The sequence below is a fragment of the Prochlorococcus marinus CUG1417 genome (assembly GCF_017695975.1).
GTDB classification, from domain to species: Bacteria; Cyanobacteriota; Cyanobacteriia; order PCC-6307; family Cyanobiaceae; genus Prochlorococcus_A; species Prochlorococcus_A marinus_AG.
Map to the genome: position 1 here is coordinate 776,029 of NZ_JAAORN010000001.1, position 23,602 is coordinate 799,630.

Annotated in this window: 26 protein-coding genes; 13 read left to right on the forward strand and 13 right to left on the reverse strand. The window is 29.3% G+C overall.

Annotated elements, in window-relative coordinates; all coding sequences use genetic code 11:
* Positions 1-34 precede the first annotated feature (34 nt).
* The 6 genes from HA140_RS04465 (at position 35) to HA140_RS04490 (ending at position 7,237) form a co-directional block, all read left to right on the forward strand.
* Positions 35-397, forward strand: a complete 363-nt coding sequence (locus tag HA140_RS04465) for an STAS domain-containing protein (protein ID WP_308788991.1) — start codon at positions 35-37, stop codon at positions 395-397.
* Positions 394-792, forward strand: coding sequence for a Mini-ribonuclease 3 (locus HA140_RS04470; protein ID WP_209039949.1), 399 nt, complete (start codon positions 394-396; stop codon positions 790-792). Before HA140_RS04465 ends, HA140_RS04470 begins: the two co-directional genes overlap by 4 nt.
* Before the next feature lie 4 nt (positions 793-796).
* Positions 797-1,813 (forward strand): 23S rRNA (guanosine(2251)-2'-O)-methyltransferase RlmB, encoded by a 1,017-nt coding sequence (gene rlmB, locus HA140_RS04475; protein ID WP_209039950.1) that lies wholly within the window; start codon positions 797-799, stop codon positions 1,811-1,813.
* A gap of 147 nt (positions 1,814-1,960) precedes the next feature.
* Positions 1,961-2,176, forward strand: a complete 216-nt coding sequence (locus HA140_RS04480; protein WP_209039951.1) for a DUF1816 domain-containing protein — start codon at positions 1,961-1,963, stop codon at positions 2,174-2,176.
* Positions 2,177-2,206: 30 nt separating this feature from the next.
* The gene (gene gatA, locus HA140_RS04485; protein ID WP_209039952.1) at positions 2,207-3,655 is read left to right on the forward strand and encodes an Asp-tRNA(Asn)/Glu-tRNA(Gln) amidotransferase subunit GatA; all 1,449 of its coding nucleotides are present in this window, start codon (positions 2,207-2,209) and stop codon (positions 3,653-3,655) included.
* An 84-nt stretch (positions 3,656-3,739) separates the two neighbouring features.
* Positions 3,740-7,237 (forward strand): DNA polymerase III subunit alpha, encoded by a 3,498-nt coding sequence (locus HA140_RS04490; RefSeq protein ID WP_209039953.1) that lies wholly within the window; start codon positions 3,740-3,742, stop codon positions 7,235-7,237.
* A 1-nt stretch (position 7,238) separates the two neighbouring features.
* Here HA140_RS04490 and HA140_RS04495 read toward each other — a convergent pair whose 3' ends face one another.
* Genes HA140_RS04495 through HA140_RS04515 form a run of 5 tightly spaced genes read right to left on the reverse strand, consistent with a single transcriptional unit; the run spans position 7,239 to position 9,947 of the window.
* Entirely contained in the window at positions 7,239-7,688 is a 450-nt protein-coding gene (locus HA140_RS04495; RefSeq protein WP_209039954.1) for a PAM68 family protein, read from the reverse strand.
* Between the two features lie 9 nt (positions 7,689-7,697).
* Complete coding sequence (gene rpsO / locus HA140_RS04500) at positions 7,698-7,967, reverse strand: 30S ribosomal protein S15 (RefSeq protein ID WP_209039955.1); 270 nt, start codon at positions 7,965-7,967, stop codon at positions 7,698-7,700.
* 34 nt (positions 7,968-8,001) lie between these two features.
* Positions 8,002-8,679, reverse strand: coding sequence for a Holliday junction branch migration protein RuvA (ruvA, locus tag HA140_RS04505; protein ID WP_209039956.1), 678 nt, complete (start codon positions 8,677-8,679; stop codon positions 8,002-8,004).
* Entirely contained in the window at positions 8,676-9,032 is a 357-nt protein-coding gene (locus HA140_RS04510) for a glycine zipper 2TM domain-containing protein (protein ID WP_308788988.1), read from the reverse strand. Before HA140_RS04510 ends, ruvA begins: the two co-directional genes overlap by 4 nt.
* Before the next feature lie 24 nt (positions 9,033-9,056).
* On the reverse strand, positions 9,057-9,947 hold the full coding sequence (locus tag HA140_RS04515; RefSeq protein ID WP_209039957.1) for a DMT family transporter: 891 nt from the start codon (positions 9,945-9,947) through the stop codon (positions 9,057-9,059).
* Positions 9,948-10,042: 95 nt separating this feature from the next.
* On the opposite strand from HA140_RS04515, the gene dnaG reads away from it, so the two are divergent.
* Entirely contained in the window at positions 10,043-12,076 is a 2,034-nt protein-coding gene (gene dnaG, locus HA140_RS04520; protein ID WP_209039958.1) for a DNA primase, read from the forward strand.
* A 16-nt stretch (positions 12,077-12,092) separates the two neighbouring features.
* On the opposite strand, the gene HA140_RS04525 is transcribed toward dnaG, so the two are convergent.
* The 5 genes from HA140_RS04525 to HA140_RS04545 all read right to left on the reverse strand — a co-directional run bounded on the left by HA140_RS04525 (position 12,093) and on the right by HA140_RS04545 (position 15,134).
* On the reverse strand, positions 12,093-12,560 hold the full coding sequence (locus HA140_RS04525; RefSeq protein WP_209039959.1) for a serine hydroxymethyltransferase: 468 nt from the start codon (positions 12,558-12,560) through the stop codon (positions 12,093-12,095).
* A gap of 8 nt (positions 12,561-12,568) precedes the next feature.
* Positions 12,569-13,855 (reverse strand): Y-family DNA polymerase, encoded by a 1,287-nt coding sequence (locus tag HA140_RS04530; protein ID WP_209039960.1) that lies wholly within the window; start codon positions 13,853-13,855, stop codon positions 12,569-12,571.
* On the reverse strand, positions 13,852-14,268 hold the full coding sequence (locus tag HA140_RS04535; protein ID WP_209039961.1) for a LexA family protein: 417 nt from the start codon (positions 14,266-14,268) through the stop codon (positions 13,852-13,854). Before HA140_RS04535 ends, HA140_RS04530 begins: the two co-directional genes overlap by 4 nt.
* Positions 14,269-14,365: 97 nt before the next feature.
* Positions 14,366-14,782, reverse strand: coding sequence for a 23S rRNA (pseudouridine(1915)-N(3))-methyltransferase RlmH (locus HA140_RS04540; protein ID WP_209039962.1), 417 nt, complete (start codon positions 14,780-14,782; stop codon positions 14,366-14,368).
* A gap of 19 nt (positions 14,783-14,801) precedes the next feature.
* Positions 14,802-15,134, reverse strand: coding sequence for a hypothetical protein (locus HA140_RS04545; RefSeq protein ID WP_209039963.1), 333 nt, complete (start codon positions 15,132-15,134; stop codon positions 14,802-14,804).
* A gap of 56 nt (positions 15,135-15,190) precedes the next feature.
* On the opposite strand from HA140_RS04545, the gene rsmA reads away from it, so the two are divergent.
* The 6 genes from rsmA (at position 15,191) to secF (ending at position 20,862) form a co-directional block, all read left to right on the forward strand.
* The gene (gene rsmA / locus HA140_RS04550; RefSeq protein ID WP_209039964.1) at positions 15,191-16,015 is read left to right on the forward strand and encodes a 16S rRNA (adenine(1518)-N(6)/adenine(1519)-N(6))-dimethyltransferase RsmA; all 825 of its coding nucleotides are present in this window, start codon (positions 15,191-15,193) and stop codon (positions 16,013-16,015) included.
* A gap of 13 nt (positions 16,016-16,028) precedes the next feature.
* Positions 16,029-16,964, forward strand: coding sequence for a 4-(cytidine 5'-diphospho)-2-C-methyl-D-erythritol kinase (gene ispE, locus HA140_RS04555; protein WP_209039965.1), 936 nt, complete (start codon positions 16,029-16,031; stop codon positions 16,962-16,964).
* 23 nt (positions 16,965-16,987) lie between these two features.
* Positions 16,988-17,290 carry a DUF3082 domain-containing protein gene (locus HA140_RS04560; RefSeq protein ID WP_209039966.1) on the forward strand — a complete coding sequence of 101 codons (303 nt, stop codon included), beginning with the start codon at positions 16,988-16,990 and terminating at the stop codon, positions 17,288-17,290.
* Positions 17,291-17,470: 180 nt separating this feature from the next.
* Entirely contained in the window at positions 17,471-18,454 is a 984-nt protein-coding gene (locus HA140_RS04565; RefSeq protein ID WP_025972114.1) for a pyruvate dehydrogenase complex E1 component subunit beta, read from the forward strand.
* Between the two features lie 2 nt (positions 18,455-18,456).
* A complete protein-coding gene (gene secD, locus HA140_RS04570) occupies positions 18,457-19,926 on the forward strand; it encodes a protein translocase subunit SecD (RefSeq protein WP_209039967.1) in 1,470 nt (489 codons plus the stop codon).
* Between the two features lie 21 nt (positions 19,927-19,947).
* A complete protein-coding gene (gene secF / locus HA140_RS04575; protein ID WP_209039968.1) occupies positions 19,948-20,862 on the forward strand; it encodes a protein translocase subunit SecF in 915 nt (304 codons plus the stop codon).
* Positions 20,863-21,066: 204 nt separating this feature from the next.
* On the opposite strand, the gene HA140_RS04580 is transcribed toward secF, so the two are convergent.
* The 3 genes from HA140_RS04580 to mnmH are packed head-to-tail and all read right to left on the reverse strand — an operon-like array spanning position 21,067 to position 23,578.
* A complete protein-coding gene (locus HA140_RS04580) occupies positions 21,067-22,110 on the reverse strand; it encodes an AI-2E family transporter (protein WP_209039969.1) in 1,044 nt (347 codons plus the stop codon).
* Between the two features lie 13 nt (positions 22,111-22,123).
* Positions 22,124-22,477 carry a photosystem II reaction center protein Psb28 gene (gene psb28 / locus HA140_RS04585; protein WP_011862904.1) on the reverse strand — a complete coding sequence of 118 codons (354 nt, stop codon included), beginning with the start codon at positions 22,475-22,477 and terminating at the stop codon, positions 22,124-22,126.
* Between the two features lie 60 nt (positions 22,478-22,537).
* Entirely contained in the window at positions 22,538-23,578 is a 1,041-nt protein-coding gene (mnmH, locus tag HA140_RS04590) for a tRNA 2-selenouridine(34) synthase MnmH (RefSeq protein ID WP_209039970.1), read from the reverse strand.
* Between the last annotated feature and the right edge of the window lie 24 nt (positions 23,579-23,602).

Sequence of the window (23,602 nt, forward strand, 5' to 3'; positions counted from 1 at the left end):
ATTTGATATATTAATTTTTTGGAGGTAATAGATCATAGAAGATTTCCAGAAGTTAACGGTTTCCCTAAGAGGAAACCTTGAGGTTAAAACAAACATTATGGTTTTTACTTTTAAAGGCCAACTTGATGCTTTCTCAGAAAAACAATTTAAGACTTTTGTTACTAATAATTTAAAAAATGACCTTCCATTCATTATTGATCTTACAAAAATCGATTTTTTAGATTCCTCGGGTCTTGGAGCGCTTGTTCAAACTGCAAAAGAATGCAAAAAGTCGAAACTTGGGTTCTCTGTTGTTGGCAATTCGAGAGTCGCCCAAACAATTAAACTTGTTCGTCTAGGGGATTTTCTTAACTTGAAGTCAAGTCTTGAAGATGCATTAAATTATTTAAAAAATTGAATTATTGGATTCAAAACCTAGTTCCATATGGATCTCCCGAGGATATAGGTGTTATACAACTTGCTTGGCTTGGAGATTCTGTATGGGAGCTCCACCAAAGACTAAGGCATGTTCATTTCCCTTTAAAATCTAAAGATCTCCATATATCTGTAGTAAACGAAGTAAAAGCAAAATCCCAGTCAAGATCATTAAGTCAAATTGAACATTTATTGAATTCAAATGAAATGGATCTAGTTAGACGTGCTAGAAATAAAACAAAGAGATATCCAAAATCTTCAGATCCCACCATATATTCTAGAGCAACTGGTTTTGAAACTCTTATTGGCTGGCTATTTTTAAAAGATCCTCAAAGATTATCAACACTTTTTGAATATTTAGAATTAAAAATGAATTGAATCTATGAAAAACTCCTCAAATAAATTTCGCGGAAAAAATAATAAAGAGTACAATAAAAATTCAGATTTTGGTTATTTCTCAAAAAATGCAAATCGTTCAGAAAAAAATGAAAGATTTCTGAACAATTCTGCTAATTATAAGAATGTTGAAAATTTAGATAAAAAAAATAAAAATAATATTAAAAATAATAAGTTTTCATTTTCAAAAGGTAGAAAGCCAATATTTAAATCTAATACAGAATTTTCTAATAAAAACTCTAATAATCATCAAGATTTCACTAATAATAGAAATTTTGATGATTGGATATGGGGCAAACATTCAGTTTATGAAGCTCTAAATAGTGAAAGAGCGATTAATAGGATTTGGTGTACTTCGGAAATCTTTTCTTCAGACAAATTCTATATTTTGCTTAAGGACCTTAAATCAAAAGGAGTCCTTATTGAAGAAGTTTCTTGGAACAGGCTTTCGCAATTGACTTATGGTGCTTCACATCAAGGCATAGCATTGCAGTTGGCATGCTCTAAAACAATATCACTAGAACAATTAATCGATTTTTCTAAACAAAACTGTGTGAATCCTATAATTCTTGCATTAGACGGCATAACTGATCCACATAATGTTGGCGCAATTATCCGATCAGCGGAGGCATTTGATTGCAAGGGTATCATCATTCCTCAGAGAAGATCTGCTGGTTTGACGGGAACAGTCGCTAAGGTAGCTGCAGGAGCCTTAGAACACTTGCAAGTAAGTAGAGTTGTTAACTTAAATAGATCACTTGAGGTTCTTAAGAAAAATGGTTTTCTTGTTGTTGGCTTGTCTGGGGATGGACAATTATCTATCTCAAATTTTCTAGAAAAAGCACCCTTGGTAGTAATAGTCGGCTCTGAGGATAAAGGTATTTCTTTGCTTACTCAAAAAAAATGTGATTTTCTATTAAGTATTCCTCTTAAAGGTAAGACTTCAAGTTTAAATGCCTCTGTGGCTGCCGCCATATCACTATTTCACTTGACAGGAAAATAATTTTATTTCTTAATAATCACAGTTATTGAAGCACTCTAAAATGTTGTTGTTTCAATACATTATTATTATTAATAGAAAATTATTGAATTTTTACTACAAAATTGTATAGAATTTAACAAGAATTGATGGCCTTAAAGGCCAATAAAATTGATTAGAAACTTTGGAAACAAACTCGGATTAGCCTGGTGGGCTAAAATTGAGACAGATGAACCAGCTGGTACTTACTGGTTTGGCCCATTTATTACTAAACGTAGTTTAAGAGAAAATATGTCTTCTTTTATGAAAGATCTCTCTGATGAGGGTTCTAAAAATATTAAACATAGTTTTGTCCGCTGCAAAAAAGAGGAACCACTCACTATTTAATAAATTTAGTTTTAAGAAGTAAATTAAGAAATGAATTTTAATTCTTTAAGAAAGGAAATTACTAGCAATAATGCTTCTGTTAAAGAATTAGTTAATGATATTTTTGCCAAAATAGACAATAAAGATTCTGAAATTAACTCATATGTTTGTATTACAAAAGATAACGCAATCGCGCAAGCAGAAAAGATAGACAAATTAATTCAAAAAAGAGAAAAACTTCCTCCTCTTGCGGGTATGCCAATAGCAATCAAAGATAATATTTGTACCAAAGGAGTAGCAACCACTTGTGCAAGTAAAATGCTCAAAAGCTTTGTTGCACCTTATGAGTCCACGGCTTCAAGTAAATTATGGTCTTCTGGAGGCATTTGTTTAGGAAAAACAAATTTAGATGAATTTGCAATGGGTAGTTCAACGGAAACTTCTGTATTTGGGGTCACTTCAAATCCATGGGATATTAATAGAGTACCAGGAGGTAGTTCAGGCGGTAGTGCAGCTTCAGTTGCCGCCGGATTTTGTGCGGCGGCAATAGGTTCTGACACAGGAGGATCAATAAGACAACCAGCTTCTTTTTGTGGCGTTGTAGGTCTTAAACCAACTTATGGCAGAGTTAGTAGATGGGGACTTGTAGCATTTGCCAGCTCTCTTGATCAAATTGGACCAATTACAAATACTGTCTCAGATGCTGCTGAAATTCTCTATTCAATATCTGGTGTAGACCCCTTTGACTCAACATGTCTTGATAAACCAGTGCCAAATTATTTGACTGATTTAAATAAATCTATAAAGGGTTTAAAAATTGGCATCATTAAAGAATGTTTTGAACATTCTGGCCTTAATCCAGAAGTTAAGGAATCAGTACTTTCTGGAGTTGATAGATTCAGAACTTTAGGAGCTGAAATTATCGAAGTTGAATGTCCTAGATTTAATGATGGAATTGCGACATATTATGTCATTGCACCATCTGAAGCCTCCGCAAATTTAGCTAGATATGATGGAGTTAAATATGGCTACAGATCGAAAGAAGGTTCAAATCTTTTAGATATGACTTCAAAAAGTAGAGCTGAAGGTTTTGGAGATGAAGTTCAAAGAAGAATTTTGATAGGAACTTATGCTTTGTCAGCTGGATACAGTGATGCTTATTACAAGAAGGCACAAAAAGTTAGGACACTTATTAGAAAAGATTTTGATAATGCTTTTAAGAAAGTAGATGTTTTATTAACACCAACTTGCCCAACAACCGCTTTTTTAAAGGGTGATTTTGTCAATGATCCTCTATCAATGTATTTGTCTGATCTATTAACTGTTCCTGCTAATTTAGCGGGCCTCCCAGCAATAAGTATTCCTTGTGGTTTTGATACTAAAGGATTACCCATAGGATTGCAATTGATAGGTAATGTCTTAGAAGAGGATAGAATACTGAATGCCGCAAATATTTTCGAAATTGATGCTCAGGTAATTAAGAGCAGACCTTTATTCTAAAGTTGTATTAATAATTAATTTGTAATCACAAAGTATAGATCTTTTAGAAATTTTCTCTATCTTATATATATAAATTATTTGAATATGGGTTTCGTTCCGCTTCATAATCATAGCGACTACAGCTTACTTGATGGAGCTAGTCAAATATCAAAAATCGTAGAAAGAGCTTCTGATCTGGGAATGGAATCTATAGCTCTTACTGATCATGGAGTTATGTATGGTGTTCTCGATTTGGTCAAGAAGTGTAAAGAAAAAGGCATAAAACCAATTATTGGAAATGAAATGTATGTGATTAATGGTTCTATTGATGATCCTCAACCTAAAAAAGAAAAAAGATATCATTTGGTGGTGTTAGCAAAAAATCATACTGGTTATAAGAATCTAGTGAAATTAACAACAATTAGTCACTTAAATGGGATGAGAGGTCGAGGCATTTTTTCTAGACCATGTATTGATAAATCTCTTTTAAGTAAATATAGTGACGGTCTTATAGTTTCTACAGCTTGTCTTGGTGGAGAGATTCCTCAAGCTATCTTAAAAGGTAGATTAGACGTAGCAGAGGATATTGCCCTTTGGTATAAAAAATTATTTGCAGATGATTTTTATCTTGAAATACAAGATCATGGCTCTATTGAGGATAGAATTGTTAACGTTGAATTAATTAAAATTGGGAAGAAGCACGAAATAAAAGTTATTGCTACTAATGATGCACACTACTTATCAAATATGGATGTTGAAGCACATGACGCTTTGCTTTGCATATTAACAGGAAAACTAATAAGTGATGAAAAAAGATTGAGATATACAGGTACAGAATATATTAAAAGTGAAAATGAAATGCTAGAACTTTTTAAAGATCATATTGATGATGAATCAATTAATGAGGCAGTGAACAATACATTAGAAATTTCTCAAAAAGTTGAGGTATTTGATTTGTTTGGTACTTATAGAATGCCAAAATTCCCTCTTAACGAAGATACTGATTCATTTACTTTCCTGACACAATTATCTAATGAAGGTCTTTTAAAAAGACTTAAAAAAAATAATCTTACTGAAGTTGATGAAAAATATAAAAAAAGACTATCTTCTGAATTAAAAATTATTAAAGATATGGGTTTCCCAGATTATTTTTTGGTTGTTTGGGACTATATCAAATTTGCTAGAGATAACTCTATCCCAGTAGGACCAGGTAGAGGTTCTGCAGCAGGCTCATTAGTAGCTTTTGCTCTTCAAATCACAAATATAGATCCTGTTGAGCATGGATTATTGTTTGAGAGATTTTTAAATCCTGCGAGAAAGTCTATGCCTGATATTGATACTGACTTTTGTATTGATCGGAGAAATGAAGTTATTGATTATGTTACTAATCGTTATGGAGAGGATAAAGTTGCGCAAATAATTACTTTTAATAAAATGACCTCAAAGGCGGTTTTGAAAGATGTTGCAAGGGTTCTAGATATATCATATGGAGAAGCGGATAAATTGGCTAAATTAATACCGGTTGTAAGAGGGAAACCTTATAAACTAAATGAAATGATTGATAAGAATTCTCCTAGTCAAGAATTTAGAGATAAGTATTTTAATGATAGTAGAGTAAAGAAATGGGTTGATTTGGCTTTGAGAATTGAAGGAACTAATAAAACATATGGAGTTCATGCTGCTGGAGTTGTAATCGCATCAGATCCTCTGGACGAACTTGTCCCTCTTCAAAGGAATAATGAAGGACAAATAATAACCCAATATTCTATGGATGATATCGAATCACTTGGATTATTGAAAATGGATTTCTTGGGTCTTAAGAATCTTACGATGATTGAAAAGACAGTTTCTCTTATTAACCAATCTACTGGAAAGAAAATAAATATTGATGAGTTACCTCAAAATGATGGTAAAACCTTTGAGCTTATTGGAAGAGGCGATCTTGAAGGCATTTTTCAACTTGAATCTTCTGGGATGAAACAGGTCGTTAAGGATTTCAAACCTAACTCACTAGAGGATATTTCTTCCATACTTGCTCTTTATAGACCTGGTCCTCTTGACGCAGGCCTTATACCTAAATTCATTAATCGAAAAAATGGGAACGAAAAGGTTGATTTCCCTCATCCTTTTATTAAGTCAATCCTTACTGAAACTTATGGAATTATGGTTTACCAAGAACAAATCATGAAAATTGCACAAGATCTGGCTGGTTATTCTTTAGGTGAAGCTGATTTACTTAGAAGAGCAATGGGCAAAAAGAAAGTATCTGAGATGGTAAAGCATAGGAGTATTTTTGTAGACGGTTCTATGAAGAAAGGTGTAAATGAGAAATTAGCAAATGATCTTTTTGATCAAATGGTTTTATTCGCAGAATATTGTTTTAACAAAAGTCACTCAACTGCTTATGGAGCTGTAACTTATCAAACTGCATTTTTAAAAGCCCATTTCCCTGTCGCATATATGGCATCCCTTCTAAGCGTAAATTCAGGTTCTAGCGACAAGATGCAAAGATATATTTCTAATTGTTATTCCATGGGAATAGAAGTTATTTCGCCAAGCATTAATTTTTCTGGGGTTGATTTTACTATTAAGAATAATCAGATTTTATTCGGGCTATCTGCAATTAAGAATTTGGGAGATTCTGCAATAAGAAATATAATTGAAAACCGAAATAGTTTTGGAATCTTTAAATCATTATCGGATTTGTGCGATCGTTTGCCTTCTAATGTTCTTAATAAAAGAAGTCTCGAATCTTTAATACATTGTGGAGCACTAGATGAGTTTTCAAATGACAATAATAGAGCTCAGTTATTGTCTGATCTCGAACATGTAATTGAGTGGGCCTCTTCAAGAAATCGTGATAGATTATCTGGTCAAGGAAATCTATTTGACTCTAAAGAAGAATTTTCTAATGTTGCTTTTTCAGATTCACAATTAGCTAAGGTTGATGATTATTCACTTATTGAGAAGTTAAAGTTAGAAAAGCAACTGTTAGGATTCTATTTATCTGATCATCCTCTAAAACATTTAACTAAGCCAGCAAAACTTGTATCTCCTATAAGCATTTCGCAGTTAGAAGAAACAAAAGATAGAACAAAAGTCTCTTTAGTTGCAATGATCCCTGAGTTGAAGCAAATCACAACGAGAAAAGGGGACAGGATGGCTATAATTCAGCTAGAAGATCTTTCTGGAAGTTGCGAAGCTATAGTTTTCCCAAAAACCTATGTCAGGTTATCAGAATTTCTTTTGACTGATACTAGATTATTAGTTTGGGGAACAATAGATAAAAAAAGTGATAAAACTCAATTAATAATTGATGATTGTAGAGAAATAGATAACCTTAAATTACTTATTATTAATCTTGAAAGTTCTCAAGCATCAGATGTAAGAGTACAAAATACTTTGAGAGACTGTTTAATTAAATTTAAACCAGATAAAGATAGATGTGGGATCAAGATTCCAGTTTTAGCAGCAGTAAGAAGTAAAAATAGTGTTACCTACGTTAAATTTGGGGAACAATTTTGTATTAGTGATATAAAGGGTGCATGCAAATTATTAGAAGATAAATCATTCCAAGTTAATTTGAAATCTTTAGTTTCCTAGATTAACTATTCTCCTCAAAATTTTGAGTTGCAGGTTTGAAGGCATCTTTTGCGCGTTGTATATTCATTGGAATATTTTCAATACCGAAAAAAGACCCAGGCTCCTTATCCCAACTGGCTGATAATATTCCAAAACTTAATCCTGCTAGACCTAGTAAGAAAAACAACGCTGAAATTGCAATAGTTGAGGAAGGTGGTATTTCAGCGATATTTCTTGTAACGATAATGTAGCTAACAATAAAAACCGACATTCCTAAAATTGTCGGTATTCCAGCTGTAAAAAATATTCTTCTTGCCATTCTATCAGCAACATATTTAGGTATCCCACTTGTTGAACGCTTTGGAGTGGTTACTGTATTAGATGTTCTTTCAAGATTAGCAAACGAAGTTTTGTCAGAAAAATTTTTTTTCTTTCTATTTTGTGTCTTTTTTTTTGACTGTTTTTTTTTCATTAATTGAAATCATCCTCTGATTCCAATTTTCTTTACTAGATCTTGATATTTATTAACGTTTTTGTCTTTTAAGTATGATAGTAATCTTTTCCTTTTACCAATCATTTTTAATAATCCTTGTCTTGATGCGAAATCATGAATGTTTCCTTGGAGGTGGTCACTTAATTTCGATATTCTTTTAGAGAGCATTGCGACTTGAACTTCAACTGAACCTGTATCAGTTGGATGAACTTGATGAGTTTCAATCAGCTTCTGTTTTTCAGCTGTATCTAATGACATAAAATTTATTTTCCTTTACTCTTATGATACTACGTCATCTAGTTAAATTACTACTATCCTTATCTAGATAATTCATAGCCATTTTTAATAAATTTTCAAATGACAAGCTATTTTCTTTTTTTGAAAGGAGATCTACTTCATTTTTGATAATTGGTAAAACATTTTTTATTTCTTTATTTTTGTAATTTAATGATTGAAGGGTTAACTGAAGGTCATGCATCATTTTATTAATTTCGGGATCCTTAATCCCAAAATCATCTTTGCCTTTTTCTTCTTCAAATTGTATTCCACTTTTAAATTTATTTTTTAATTCTAAAATCAATCTTTCACTCATTTTTTGTCCTACACCGGGCACGGAACAAATTAATTTTTTGTTTTGTGTATTAATTGCATTTATTACTTCAATGATGGAGAATTTATTTAATATCCCCATACCAATTTGGGAACCAACACCCCTAATATTTAAAATTTCAATAAAGAAATTCTTTTGATCTTTAGATAAAAAGCCAAATAATAAATCTGAATCTTCTTTTTTAATATGTTTTATCCAGAGAGTTATTTTCTTATTAGATATTTGATTTGCTTTTAATTTGAGAAAAAAAGATTCTAATATTTGAATTTCGTACCCTAACCCTTGACAATTTATTAAAATAAAATATTTTTGATTATTTTGCCAAAATTCAATAATTTCTCCAGTAATCCAACTAATCAATTACCACCATCCACTTTACAACCAATAGCTGCTCCTGTTACTGCGCCAAGTGGAACTGCCCACCAACGGCCCTCTTTTCTTGAAATGGCACCACCTACACCTCCACCAAGTAATGCACCAGCTATCTTCCCATCAGTACAATCATTATCATTAATTTTCTCAACTTTTGATCCTCCACAAGGTATTTCTACATCTACTTCGTAACTTTTTACGTAACCTGGGCTTGATTTTGTTCCAGGGATATATTCTTCTCTGTATTCAGTTCTGGTACAAGTTACTGATTTTGGTGTTGATGCATAAACTTGAAGAGCAGGAGAAAAACTAAACAAAAAAGCTAAAAAGAAAAATTTCACTGTAATTTTTATTCTTTTAATATTCTATGTCCTTTTGATTATTTTGGTAGTAGATATAATAGTTCCTAATAAAACCATTGATGCACCTAATAAAAAATTAATGTTTATTATTTCTCTAAAAAATAAAACTCCCCAAATTGAACCGAATAAAACTTGTAAATAGTTAATTGTAGAAGCTTCAGAAGCAGGTAAATTTTTTAATCCTATAGTTAAGAAAGTTTGACCTAATTGAGTAAATAAGCCAATGCCAATTATCCATACTAATTCATTCCAATTTGGAGTGACCCAGTTTATTAATACAATTGGTAATAAAGTTATTAATGAAACAAGTGGAAAATATTCAATAATTACATAAACATCTTCAGTAAATGAAAGTTTCTTAACTGTAACGTAAGCTAATGCCGTGCAGATTGCTCCAAAAAAAGCTACCCAAATCGAAATATTTTCAATTTCAACATTTATATTTGATAATTGACTTGGATTTAATATTACTAATATTCCAATCCAGCCAATAACTAAAGCAAAAATTATATTTAGATTTATTTTTTCGTTTATAAATATGCCAGCAAATATAGATATAAAAATAGGATATGTGTACTGAATGACAGTAGATATACTAAGAGGCATATTTCTTATCGCATAAAAAATACAAACTAAGGCTAAAGTTCCTAAAGCACCTCTTAAGATAAGTAATGGTCTATTTTTCCCCCAAGGATTTACATTTTTAAGATTAATTATGAATAATGTAATCATTAAACTTAATAATGATCTAAATAATACTAATTCATAAATAGGTATCCTTTTATCAATATTTTTTACGCACAAAGTCATCAAACTAAAGAAGAATGAGGCTAATACCAAATTAAATTTATTTAATGAATTAAATTTTTTTTCTAATTCTGTGATCTTTAACATTTAAATAAATAGTTTTATTGTGAAATTAAGTAGATTCTTATTCGATTTTGATCTATAACAAATAAATTATTATTTATTTTTTTACAAAAATCTCAATGGTTCATTCTATACACCCAAGAACTATTCAAGAGGTTAAGGAAAAGGCAGATATTGTTGACGTTATATCTGAACATATTGTTCTTAAGAAAAAAGGGAAAGAATTTGTTGGAATTTGTCCTTTTCATGATGATACTAAGCCATCTATGACAGTATCACCAAGTAAACAATTTTATTATTGTTTTTCTTGTGGTGCTGGCGGTAATTCTATTAAATTTTTAATGGAATTTACTCGTGCAAATTTTTCTGATGTTGTACTTTCTCTTGCTAAGAAGAATAATATTAATGTTGAAAATCTTGAGGGTCCCCAGGTAGAAGCTTATAAAAAACAATTATCTAGAAAGGAAGAGCTTTATAAAATTTTAAGAGTCACTAAAAATTGGTTTAAGTCTCAATTAAATAATTCTCTAGGCGTTGAAGCTATGAAATATCTAACAAAAAATAGAAACTTGAGTAATAAAATTATCGATGATTTTGAATTAGGTTTTGCCCCAAATTCATGGAATGATTTATTTAACTATCTATCCAAGGTTGAAAAACTTCCTATTAATCTAATTTTGGCTTCAGGTCTTGCAATTTCTAAGGATAATTCTGACAAAATTTATGATCGTTTTAGAAATAGATTAATCGTTCCAATATATGATATGCAGGGACGCGTAGTTGCCTTTGGTGGAAGATCTCTTGATGGACAGGAACCTAAATATCTTAATTCTCCTGAATCAGAGATATTTGAAAAAGGTAAAATGTTGTTTGCATTTGAAAAGGCATCTAGCGATATAAGAAAAAGAGATAAAGCTATTATTGTTGAAGGATACTTTGATGTAATTTCTCTACATTCAAAAGGTATTACTAATTCTGTAGCTTCCCTAGGCACTGCATTAAATAAATATCAAATTTCTCAATTATGTAGATGTACAGATAATAAAAATATAATATTGAATTTTGATTCTGATAATGCAGGAATATTAGCTACAAAAAGAGTAATAAAAGAAGTCGAAAGCTTATCTCTCCATGATCAAATTAATCTTAAGATACTTCAACTTAATGATTTTAAAGATCCTGACGAATATTTGAATAACCATACTCCAGAAGATTATTTTAATCTAATTGATAATTCATCCTTTTGGATTGATTGGGAGATTGATCAGATCTTTAAAGATAAAGATTTAACTAAGTCTGAAAATTTCCAGAGTGTTATTTCTTCATTGGTGAAATTGTTGAGCAAATTACCTCAATCATCAATCAGAACGCATTATTTACAAAAAGTTTCTGAACGATTGAGCAAGGGACAAGCAAGGTTAGCAATACAGTTTGAACAAGATTTAAGAAATCAAGTTAAGGGATTTCGTTGGCATGGTAGATCCAAAAAATTTGAACAGCCAAATGAAATTTCTCGGCGTGAGAAAAATGAATCTGAAATTATCTTTTATTATTTGCATTGTCCTGATCTTCGGTTATTTATTCGCGATGAATTTCTTAAAAGAGAAATTAATGGCTTTAATACTAATCATATTCAAAATTTATGGGAAGCCATTTCAAAAATTGAACAAAATAATTTAGGTTTAGATTATTTAAATAAATTAAAAGAATCTAATAGTCAAAATCTTCAAAAAGATTTTTTTGCTATTGACTTAATATCACTTCTTACCGATCACTTAGCTCTTTATAATCCTGAATTATCAAATAAAATTAATAATTTTGTTAATCCAAATGAGTTGTTTCTAACATTGCTTAGCAATCCTAAAGATAATTTACTTGGAACTTTATCACTTCTTGAAAAATATAATTCTTTAAAAAGATGTAGACACTTGATCGAATCTTGGGGATCACAAAGATTAAAAACCTTAGAAAATTGTATTTCTATTTTAATTAATAATCCTTCTTCAGGTTCCTCAGATACTAATAAAGAAATAGATGATCTCTTTAAGGATTTAAACTCGGATGCTATTAAATTTCAGCAATTATATTACCTAGAAAGAAAACATATAAGTTTTTTAGATAAACAACGCTGTGGTAATTTTATCGCTAGCTAATATATTTTATTTAAATTTATAGGCAGTATTTTTTAATCATATTTTTTACCTTTTTGGGCTTGTCTTCAAGAATATAAGCTTCTACTTCTTTTGCATAAGTTCCAGAAAAATTGGAGGTAGAGAACTCTAATGATCTCCTCTTACTTTGATGTAATTTAGCTTCTAAATTCTTTATATCACCTACTGTCTTATTGTTGTTACATTTTTGTATGGCGTGAGTAGCTTCATGTCTTAATGCTTTTCTTATTGCTAATTTTGTTTTGAAGTTGTCTTTGTTTAGTCGCGGCTTTTCATTTCTATAATTTGTTTTCCTTTTTGCATTCTCAGTACATATTATTATTTTATTTTCTACAAAATTATGTAGTCCTTTTATTTCTTTATTTATGAAACATTCAATTTTATTTTCTTCAACTTCATAGTTTGCTTTTATTAATAATTCAAGAATCTCTTTATCTAATTTGCTTAAAAATATAATAAATTCCATTTTGTTTTTTACTTTACTATAGTTGGGATCTGTTCTATATCAGTTGTAGATGAGCGACTTAAGAAATTCTTATTCATTGTCCAACTTTTTGGTGTTTTTGTAATAGCCCATGTAATTGCATTGTTATTAAATCTTTTATTTAATAAATCAATAGTTCTCATCAGAATTGCTGATTTTTTTAGGTCTTTCTGAGATTTGTAATTGATAACTGATTGCTGTAAATATTCGCTATTAGTTAAATCCTGCATTAAAACACCAGCTTTTGAAAATTTATATTCGGAATTATAAATTTCTTTAGATAATTCAACTACTATTTTTAAAATGCTGTTTGTATCGTCTGTTGCATTTGTAAGTTTTCTATGAGCACTTTTTTGATAATTTTGACTTGAATATTTACTGGTTCTTACAAATACTCTAATATTAGATGATTGCAAATTCTGACTTCTCATTTTTTCAGATGCTTTTATTGCGTGAGTCGCTAGTGCTTGAGTTAAGTCTTCTAATTTTGTGACGGGAGTACCGAAACTCCTGCTTACCTGAATTTCTTTTTTTGATTTCTTGTTTTTTTCTATGGGCAGACATTTATAACCTTTCAGTTCTAATTGTAATCTTTTTCCTACTATGCCTAGTCTCTTGATAATTTCATTTTCTTCCATATCTCTTAATTCTTTTGCATTCTTAATACCTTTACTTTGCAACCAATTAGAGGTTTGTTTCCCGACTCCCCATATCTTATCTACACTAATTCTTTTTAAATAATTATTCTCATTTATGGTTCTAGATAAATCAAATATTCCAGCTGAATAATCAATATTTTTAGCTAATTTATTAGCAATTTTTGCTCTTACTTTATTTTCTCCTATTCCTACTGTTATTGTAATCCCTAGATTCTGATATATTAATGATCTTATCTTTCTTGCCCAAGGATATAGATTTTTATCATTAGGTCTAGAAATTGAGACGAATGCTTCGTCAATAGAATAAATTTCTATTTCTTCACAGTAGTTTTTTAGTAAATTCATTAGTCTTCTGCTCATATCGCCGTAAAGAGAGTAGTTTGAGCTTAAGACTGCTACATCTAATTTATTTAATTTTTCTTTGACCTTAAAATAAGGAGTTCCCATTTTAATTTTTAAAGCTCGCGCTTCAGGACTTCTCGCAATGATACATCCATCATTATTAGATAAAATTACTACTGGTTTATTTCTCAAATTAGGATTAATATTTTGTTCACATGACGCGTAAAAATTATTAGCATCTATAAGAGCTATAGCATCATTATTTGAAATTCTCATAAATAGCTATGTATTGAATAAATAACAACTCCCCATATCTGTACATCAATATGGTTTTTAAATCTAAAATCAGGATAATTATGATTTTCTGCTTTTAAATATAATTCATTATTTTTTATAGATAATCTTTTTATTGTAAATTCTCCGTCTATCATTGCAATGATGATATTCCCTGGCCTGGCTGTTAAGCTCTTGTCTACTATTATTAAATCTTTATCTTTAATTCCTGCATTTATCATTGAGTCACCTTTAACTCTAAGAAAAAAAGTGCTAAACGGATTAGATATTAAATGTTCGTTTAAATCAATATTTTCTTCCGTATAGTCATCTGCAGGAGAAGGAAACCCTGCTGATACCGAATCAGTTAATAAGGGGATTTTAAATTTTTTAGTAGTTGAATCAAAAGAATTCAAGGTTAAATTAATAGTATATATGTACTATATAGCAAAAATCAAAAAATAGTTAGTTATTAAACTTTTATAGATTAATTTTAGATTGAATCTAATCTTTTTAAGAACGATGATAAGGGGAGTTGTTAGATATAGAAATAGCTCTATAGATTTGCTCGATTAGGATTAATCTAGCTAATTCATGAGGAAAAGTTAAAGGAGACAGGCTTAGGACAAGATCTGATTTTTCTTTTATATCTGAACTAACTCCATCAGTATCACCGATTAAGAAATTAATTTTATTATTTTTAAAATTCAAGAGTAAGGAACATAGTTCAACTGAATTAAACTGTTTTCCTTCTTCACTTAGGCAGATAATAATATTGTTATTGGATCTGAGATTATTTAAATTAAAAGTCTTTAACTCATTAATGATAAGTTCAGGCATTCTTTTTTTGTATTGATTAATTCCATCTCTAATCCAAATTTTCTTTATTTTGCCGATAGCATAAATTGCTAATCTATTACTCTGAATCATAAGTAAATATTAAAACTAATTATTCATCAAGAAGATAATTAAATTCATCATATAGTTCCTCTTCGGTTGTTAATTTCTTGGAAAAATTATCTTTTTTAGAATTCATATTAATTTGATTAATCTCACTTTTTCTTAGTGAATTATTAACGTTAGAAGTTTCTTCTAAAGATTCTGAATTGTCAATTAACGAATAAAAAATTTTATTGGGATCTTCTGAATTAAGTGGATTAGTGATTAAATTATCATTATTAGTTATATTTGTGTAATTATTTATATTTTTACTTTCGTTGTTTAAATTTTTCTTTTTTTTAAATTTATTGAGTTTATCTAAATTTTTTTTTGATAAGCTCATGATATAAAGTATTAAATAAATTCATATTTAATTTAAACATATTATTTATCTTTTAGATGAATTCAAAAAAATATCATCAAAAAAAAAGATTTGGACAACACTGGTTGGTAAATAAAAAAATATTAGAAAAAATTAAAGAAATTGCTGTTCTTAATGAAAATGACTTTATTTTAGAAATTGGTCCTGGTAAAGGGGCTTTAACATCTAAGTTGTTAGATTCAGAAATTAAAAAATTACATGCAATTGAATTAGATAAAGATTTAATAAATTTATTAAAAGATAAATTCAATAATAATGATAAGTTTTCACTGCAGCAGGGAGATATTCTTTCCGTAAATTTAGATTTAATTAATAAGAAGATTACAAAAGTAATTGCAAATATTCCTTACAATATAACTGGCCCAATATTGGATATTTTCATAGGTCGATTGGGCATTATAAGAAAGTATAATTACGAAAAAATAATATTTTTAATGCAGAAAGACGTTGTAGATAGGATTTTGTCAAAAGAAGGAAGTCCCAATGCTGGTGCGCTTAGTATAAGAATGCAACTTTTATCAAAAATAAAAAGAATATGTGATGTGCCGCCATCATCATTTAGTCCGCCTCCAAAAGTTTTTTCTTCTTTAGTAGTTTTCGAACCAATTAAAAATGAATTTAGATTAGATATTAGTTTAGAAAAATATATAGATAAACTTCTTCGAATTTCATTTAATTCAAGAAGAAAAATGCTTAGAAATACTCTTAATTCAATACTTTCAAATGAAGAGATAAATGAATTATCTGAATCTTCAAAAGTTTGTTTTAATTTACGACCACAAGATATTTCAATTGACCAATGGATTAAGCTTGCAGAAAATTGTATTAAAATTAAAAAATAAAAAATTCAAGTATATGCAAGATTTAGTTAAAAAGAAAATTAATATAAAATCTCCTGCCAAAATAAATTTGCACCTAGAAGTTATTGGTAAAAGAGAGGATGGATTTCATGAGTTAGCAATGATTATGCAAAATATTGATCTTGCTGATTATTTAGAATTTGAAATTAATAATGAAGGTTTAATTAAACTCGACTCTGATTGTAATGATTTAAGCCTATCTGATGATAACTTAATCGTTAAATCGGCAAATCTATTAAGGAAAAAATCAAATATAGATTACGGTGCGAACATATTTTTAAGAAAAAATATTCCAATTGGTGCAGGATTAGCTGGTGGATCTAGTAATGCAGCAGCAACATTAATTGGTCTTAATAAGTTATGGGATTTGAATTTAGATCAAGAAATATTATGTGCATTAGCATCAACTTTAGGGTCTGATATTCCCTTTTTTATAAATGGTGGTATTCAATTATGTTTTGGAAGAGGAGAAATTTTGGAGAAATTAGATTCAAACTTTGAATATGGAGTAATTCTTTTAAAAAACCCAAATGTATCAGTATCTACAGCTGAAACTTATAAAAAATATAGTAATAGATTTTGTGATCAATATCTTACTGATAGAGAAATGATTGAAAACATAAGAAAAAATTTAAGAGATAATGGTTTAAAGAACTTAAATTTTGATAATCAACATTTATTTATTAAAAATGATTTGCAGTTAGTTGTTGAAAATGAAAATGATTCTGTAAAGCAGGCATTATATTTACTTTCAAAATTAGAAAATTGTCTCACATTTTCAATGAGTGGATCAGGCCCTACATGCTTTGCACTCTTTAAAGATATAGAGACTGCCAAAAAAGAATTAACTGCAAATTCTAAATTATTTAAAGATAAAGGCTTTGATTCATGGGTTTGCACTTTCGTTGAAAAGGGAATAACATTCATTTAAATTTTTTTATATAAAAATCTATTGTGGCTGATATTAGTAATGAGAATATTGAAAAAAATATTCCCGAAAAAGGACCTTTGAATTTTATTGTTGGATCATTAACAAGTTTTTTATTATTTGTATTTTTTTATTTTTTAAGTAATAAAATTGCAATTTATTTTTCAGTACATAAACCATCTAACTCTTCTGAAATAGTCCAAAATATTTCCTCTAGTATTAATACCTTAATAATTGGTTTATCTTTTTTGCTAACTTTCTCTTTTGCTTTTATAGGTATAGGACTTTTTATTGTATTTATTCGCAGTTTTATTGTGAAGAAAAGTTGAATTGCCAATATTATTTAAGAAAACACTTTCTTTGAATGTCTTTACATGACTTAGGCCTTTTAGTCCTTTTACTGTCACCTGGAATGATTCTATCAATATTACTACTTATAACCTTCGCTGAAGGAGGTTGAATTATTCAAAGTGGTAGGATTATATGTGTGATTAATTAGGTAATTAATTGTGGCTGGAACATTATTATTTAATGCTTTGAAAGAGGCAATTGATGAAGAAATGGCAAATGATGTAAATGTTTGCGTAATGGGGGAAGATGTTGGTCAATATGGAGGATCTTATAAGGTAACTAAGGATTTATATGAAAAATATGGAGAGTTAAGAGTCTTAGATACTCCAATTGCAGAGAATAGTTTTACGGGTATGGCTGTGGGTGCAGCAATGACTGGCTTAAGACCAATAGTAGAAGGAATGAATATGGGTTTTTTGCTTTTAGCATTTAATCAGATATCAAACAATATGGGTATGCTTAGATATACAAGTGGCGGAAATTATAAAATACCAGCAGTAGTTCGAGGACCTGGTGGAGTTGGTCGTCAACTTGGTGCTGAGCATAGTCAAAGACTTGAAGCATATTTTCATGCAGTTCCTGGCATAAAGATTGTTGCATGTAGTACGCCAACAAATGCTAAAGGTTTAATGAAAGCAGCTATAAGAGATGATAATCCGGTTCTATTTTTCGAACATGTTCTTCTATACAATTTGTCTGAAGAATTACCTGAGGGTGATTATACTTGCGCTTTAGATCAGGCTGACGTTGTAAAAGAAGGGAGTGATATTACTTTATTGACTTATTCAAGAATGAGACATCACTGCCTTAAAGCTGTTGAAGAATTAGAAAAAAAAGGAATTGATGTTGAGTTAATAGATTTAATAAGTTTAAAACCATTTGATATGGAAACCATCTCAAAATCAATAAGAAAAACAAATAAAGTAATTATTGTTGAAGAATGTATGAAGACTGGAGGTATTGGTGCAGAATTAATTGCCTTGATAACAGAAGAGTGTTTTGATGATCTTGATGCCCGACCAATTAGATTATCTAGTCAAGATATTCCAACTCCCTATAATGGAAATCTTGAAAATTTGACAATAATCCAACCACATCAAATAGTTGAAAAAGTTGAACATTTAATTAGTGGGAGTATATAGAAATGAAAAGAAGGCAAGGTTGGCTTTTTTTTATTATATTTCTACTTACTTTATCTGTTTATCTATTAATAAATTATCCCTTACAGTTGGGATTGGATTTACAAGGAGGTTCTCAACTTACACTACAAATTGTTAAAGAGGAAGGTAAGGTAACAAGGGATGAACTTGAAGCAGTTAATTCGGTTATAGATAAGCGTGTTAACAATTTAGGAGTTTCTGAGTCTAATTTACAAACTCTCGGTGGAGATCAATTGATTTTAGAATTGCCAGGCGAACAAAATCCATTAGTTGCTTCAAGGGTATTAGGTAAGACTGCTTTATTAGAATTTAGAACTCAAAAAGAAGGAACATCTACAGATTTAAAAACCCTGCAAATACAAAGATTGAGTATTAAAGAATTAATTGAACAATATTCCTTTGAAGAAAAAAATCAAAATAATGATAGTTTCTTAAAAGTTATTCAAGATGGCCTTAAAAATATAGAGCAAGAATTGAATTACTCATCTACTAGTAATGATTTATATGGGAAGTTAATTGAAATCAAAAAATATGTTGATAAAGAAATTACAAATTTATTTATTAAAACAGATTTATCTGGTAAGGATCTTATTAACGCAGGAAGGAGACAAGAACAAACAAATAGTAATTGGGAAGTTTTATTAACTTTTAGTAATTCAGGAGGTGAAAAGTTTGCAGAAATTACAAAGTCAATTGCTGGCACTAATCAACTTTTGGCTATCATTCTTGATGGTGAATCTATAAGTGAAGCTAGTGTTGGTAACCAGTTTGCTAGTACTGGTATTACAGGTGGATCAGCAACAATAAGCGGTAATTTTAGTGCTGAAAATGCTAGAGAATTAGAAGTTCAACTTAAAGGAGGCTCATTGCCATTGCCAATTGAAATAGTAGAAACCAACACTATAGGGGCTCTATTGGGATCCAAAAATATTTTAAAAAGTCTTTATGCAGCTATTAGTGGATTAATTTTTGTTGGTATATTTATGATTTTTAATTATAGAATTCTAGGTTTCGTTTCAGTTCTATCTCTAGTACTTTATGGTTTCTTTAACTTAGCCCTATATTCTTTAATTCCTGTAACTTTGACTTTACCTGGAATATCTGGCCTTATACTTAGCATTGGTATGGCTGTTGATGCAAATATTCTAATATTTGAGAGAATTAGAGAAGAATTATATAACGGCAATACTCTTACAAGATCTATTGATAGCGGTTTTCAAAGAGCTAATTCATCTATAGTTGATGGTCATATTACAACTCTTCTAAGTTGTTTTGTATTGTTTTTATTAGGAACAAATTTTGTTAAAGGTTTTGCGGCAACATTAGGTATTGGAGTTCTAATAAGCTTGTTTACCTCATTAAATTGTTCTAAAACTATTTTGCGATTTTTTATAACATATCAATCTTTAAGAGAAAAAAATCTCTATCTACCCAAGAATAATTTTTCAAATTAAATTTTTTGTTTCTAATTTCCCATGAAATACAATCTTGAACTAATAAAAAATAAAAGAAAGATAATTAGTTTTTCAACTTTTCTTATTTTGTTAAGTCTTTTAGGAATTTTATATTCAACTTTTAATACTTCTTATAAGAAACCTATAAATTTAGGGATGGATTTTGTTGGAGGAAATGAATTAAGAATAGAAAGAGTTTGTGAAGAAGACTGTTCTAATCTTTCCCCTGATTCAGTTTTAGAAAATTTAAGAGAGATCTCTATTAATAAAAACTTTATAAATAATATTAAATTACAATTCCAAAATAATAATAAATTAATTTCAATAAGAACACCTTATTTGACTATCGAAGAATCAAATAATCTAATTACTAATCTTGATAATATTATTGGACCTCTAAATTATGAGAGTAAGGATTCAAGATTAATAGGTCCAAAGCTTGGGAAAAGATTACTTACCAATTGTGTTACTTCATTGTTGGTTTCTTTATTTGCAATATCTTTATATATAACTATTAGGTTTGATAAAAAATATGCATTATTTGCATTATTAGCTTTATTCCATGATTTATTAATTGTTTTCGGTATATTTTCCTGGTTGGGAATTATATTATCTATCGAGGTAAATAGTTTATTTGCGGTGTCCTTGTTAACTATTGCTGGTTATTCTGTAAATGATACTGTTGTTATTTTTGATAGGATTCGTGAGAATTTAAAATCAAAGGAACAAGGCTATAACGAAACTATTCAATTATCAGTAAACGAATCATTTAGGAGAACAACTTTTACCAGTATTACAACCCTTATCCCTTTACTATGCATAATTTTGTTTGGATCATACTCGCTGTTTTGGTTTTCTTTGGCCTTATCATTAGGAATTATTTTTGGAAGTTATTCAAGTATTTTATTGGCTCCATCTTTGTTGCTTAAAGACTGAGATTAGGCTTTTCATTTTATGAAATTGAATTATTATTTGATAATTTTATTTTCTTTAGTTTTAATAGATCTTTCTACTGAGCTAAGAATATTATTTGATCATTTTACTTTTAGTTCTCTATATTTTGCTATAAGTAAACATCCCTTAGCTATCTTTATACTTTTTTCATACCCATACTTATATAAAAAATTAATTAAGTAGTTTTTAAATATCTTTAAATGATTCTTTGATTAAAACCTGTATTACTACAGCCAATGGAAGAGATAGTATTAAGCCTAATGGACCAAAAATGAAGGTAAATCCAAATTGTGATATTAATGTCAAGCCAGGAAGTAGGTTTGCTTTTTTCTTCATTATAGATGGCATTATGATATAGCTTTCAATATTTTGAATGATTACATATGATCCTAAAACTGCCAGTGGTTTCCAAAAATTATCAAGTAATGCAATTGAGATTGGAAATATACCACTAATAACTGGACCTATATTTGGAATTATATTAAGAACCATTGCTATTAAGGCATTTGAGACAACGTATTTGACATCTAATATAGATAAAACTATTAATGATAATAATCCTACTGATAATGAACTTATAACCATAGAAAAGGTCCAATTTGCTAGTGCAATATTGCATTTTTCCAGAATATTTCTAAATTTGTTACGGTAATTTTTTGGTATTAATAGAAGTATATTTTCTTTATATTGTTTTGGTTCAATAGAAATCATCAAACTCACTGCCAATACGAATATTAATCTCAAAAGACCTGAACCTAGATTCCCCGCAATATTAATTAAATTCTTAAAACTTTCTTGAATAGCTTTTGCAATAGTTGAGACATCTGGAATGGTAACTACATTATTTATTAAACTGAATATATCTATAACATTTTCTGATTGTTCGCCATAAAATAAGCTATTAAATTTGTTCAGATTTGTATTGATCAAAATATTTATTTTTGATAAACCATTTGGAATGTCAACTAGTATTTCATTGAATTCTTTTATAAAAGGAGGTAATACAAGAATAAAAATAGTAAATATTATTACTGATATGACGGCTAAGACAAGAAACAAAGAAATGGATCGAGGAATTTTCAAACCTTTTTGGATTTGATCACATAAATTACATACAATATTTGAGATTACTAAAGAACAAATTATTAGTAGGAGAAAATCCCTTAAAGTCCATACTATAAAAAAAGTTATTAATATTACTACTAACTTGAAATATGATGAACTATTCAATTTTCATAATATTCTACTTCTTTTCAGAATATCCTAATCCATTTGATTTGGCATAACTATTTGCGAATCTCATGAATCTATCAAAGTCTGGTGTGTTCTTCCAAATATAAACCGCTTCTAAAAATATTGGTTCTCCATCAACAAACTTTACTTTAACTTCCCTAGTTAATATTTCACCTTCGGAATCTATCATCCTCATGCCTGTGATTTCACCGTCTGTAATTGAAGATAATGCCTGAGGCTTTTCGAACAAAAATAATGCTTGGCCGGTAGTACCATCTTTACTCCTAGTCAGTCTTATTTCAGGCACTACTGGTTCATCAGTTCCCTCATAAAATTGTATTTTTGCTGTTTTATTTGTTGTCATAATATTCGGTTAATAATTTTTCATCTTAGGAAATATTTTTCATATTCGTTTGTAGTTATTTTATAAAACATTATTTATTAATTCTAGGATACTTTCATCATATTTTTTATCAGTTAAATCTATTAACCTTATATTGGTTTTGCCAACCTTTTCATATTCATAACACTTATCGTAATAATCTAAAACTGATCTGCAAACTAAGTCCCATTTCTCATTATGAATAGATTCAAGAGCTATTTTTGTTCTTTGCGGTCCTAGTCTTTTTTTTATCCTTAGTACTGATTCTTGGAGTTCCTCTTTTTTAAATACACTATAAGTATCTATTAATTCATCTAACCTGTTAGATTCGCTCCTTATAATTTCAATCCTCATCGAGTTTTTCATCTGATTGAAGAATTCATGAGGAATTTTACATTTACCTATATTTGCACTTTCAGCTTCTACAAAAATATTATTAGAACATTTAAAAGAATTTAATTTTTCTGCAATTAAATTTTCAAATTGTTCATTTGAAGGTTGTTTTTTCATTCCTAAACCTCCAAATGTACTTCCTCTATGACAAGCAAATCCTTCAAGATCAATAGTTTGATATTTATATTTCTCAAGTAATGATAATAATCTTGTCTTCCCTGTTCCTGTTTTTCCGCCAATAACTACTAAATTCAACTTGTTTGAAAAACTATCTAATACCCATCTTCTATATATTTTGTATCCGCCTTTAAGTGTAACTATATTTAATTTAAATTTATCTAATAACCATCCAATACTTTGTGAACGCATTCCTCCTCTAGAGCAATATATCCTGATAAATAATTCATTATTTTTATTAGGAATAGTTGTAGGAGGCTCAATACTCTTGAATAAATTATCAAGAAGTAATTCCATTTTTTTTTCAAAAAATTTTAATCCCTCTATAACTGCTTTTTTTCTACCTTCTTTTTTGTAAATTGTACCAATTATAGATCTCTCATCATCATCAAATAGTGGAATATTAATAGAATTAGGCATGTGTCCTTTATAATATTCACTCGGGCTCCTAACATCTATAAGTGGTCCTTTAAAACATCTAAATTTCTCTAGTTCTTTTCTTTTGAAATACATGGATAGTTTTTATTTTTTTAGATT

What these genes read in the sequence shown, in the direction of transcription:
- dnaG (WP_209039958.1), top strand. Translation starts at nt 10,043, where the DNA reads ATGGTTCATTCTATACACCCAAGAACTATTCAAGAGGTTAAGGAAAAG.
- HA140_RS04490 (WP_209039953.1), top strand. Translation starts at nt 3,740, where the DNA reads ATGGGTTTCGTTCCGCTTCATAATCATAGCGACTACAGCTTACTTGAT.
- secD (WP_209039967.1), top strand. Translation starts at nt 18,457, where the DNA reads ATGAAAAGAAGGCAAGGTTGGCTTTTTTTTATTATATTTCTACTTACT.
- rlmB (WP_209039950.1), top strand. Translation starts at nt 797, where the DNA reads ATGAAAAACTCCTCAAATAAATTTCGCGGAAAAAATAATAAAGAGTAC.
- HA140_RS04525 (WP_209039959.1), bottom strand. Translation starts at nt 12,560, where the DNA reads ATGGAATTTATTATATTTTTAAGCAAATTAGATAAAGAGATTCTTGAA.
- rpsO (WP_209039955.1), bottom strand. Translation starts at nt 7,967, where the DNA reads ATGTCATTAGATACAGCTGAAAAACAGAAGCTGATTGAAACTCATCAA.
- HA140_RS04540 (WP_209039962.1), bottom strand. Translation starts at nt 14,782, where the DNA reads ATGATTCAGAGTAATAGATTAGCAATTTATGCTATCGGCAAAATAAAG.
- HA140_RS04530 (WP_209039960.1), bottom strand. Translation starts at nt 13,855, where the DNA reads ATGAGAATTTCAAATAATGATGCTATAGCTCTTATAGATGCTAATAAT.
- rsmA (WP_209039964.1), top strand. Translation starts at nt 15,191, where the DNA reads ATGAATTCAAAAAAATATCATCAAAAAAAAAGATTTGGACAACACTGG.
- HA140_RS04515 (WP_209039957.1), bottom strand. Translation starts at nt 9,947, where the DNA reads ATGTTAAAGATCACAGAATTAGAAAAAAAATTTAATTCATTAAATAAA.
- psb28 (WP_011862904.1), bottom strand. Translation starts at nt 22,477, where the DNA reads ATGACAACAAATAAAACAGCAAAAATACAATTTTATGAGGGAACTGAT.
- ispE (WP_209039965.1), top strand. Translation starts at nt 16,029, where the DNA reads ATGCAAGATTTAGTTAAAAAGAAAATTAATATAAAATCTCCTGCCAAA.
- HA140_RS04545 (WP_209039963.1), bottom strand. Translation starts at nt 15,134, where the DNA reads ATGAGCTTATCAAAAAAAAATTTAGATAAACTCAATAAATTTAAAAAA.
- HA140_RS04495 (WP_209039954.1), bottom strand. Translation starts at nt 7,688, where the DNA reads ATGAAAAAAAAACAGTCAAAAAAAAAGACACAAAATAGAAAGAAAAAA.
- secF (WP_209039968.1), top strand. Translation starts at nt 19,948, where the DNA reads ATGAAATACAATCTTGAACTAATAAAAAATAAAAGAAAGATAATTAGT.
- mnmH (WP_209039970.1), bottom strand. Translation starts at nt 23,578, where the DNA reads ATGTATTTCAAAAGAAAAGAACTAGAGAAATTTAGATGTTTTAAAGGA.
- gatA (WP_209039952.1), top strand. Translation starts at nt 2,207, where the DNA reads ATGAATTTTAATTCTTTAAGAAAGGAAATTACTAGCAATAATGCTTCT.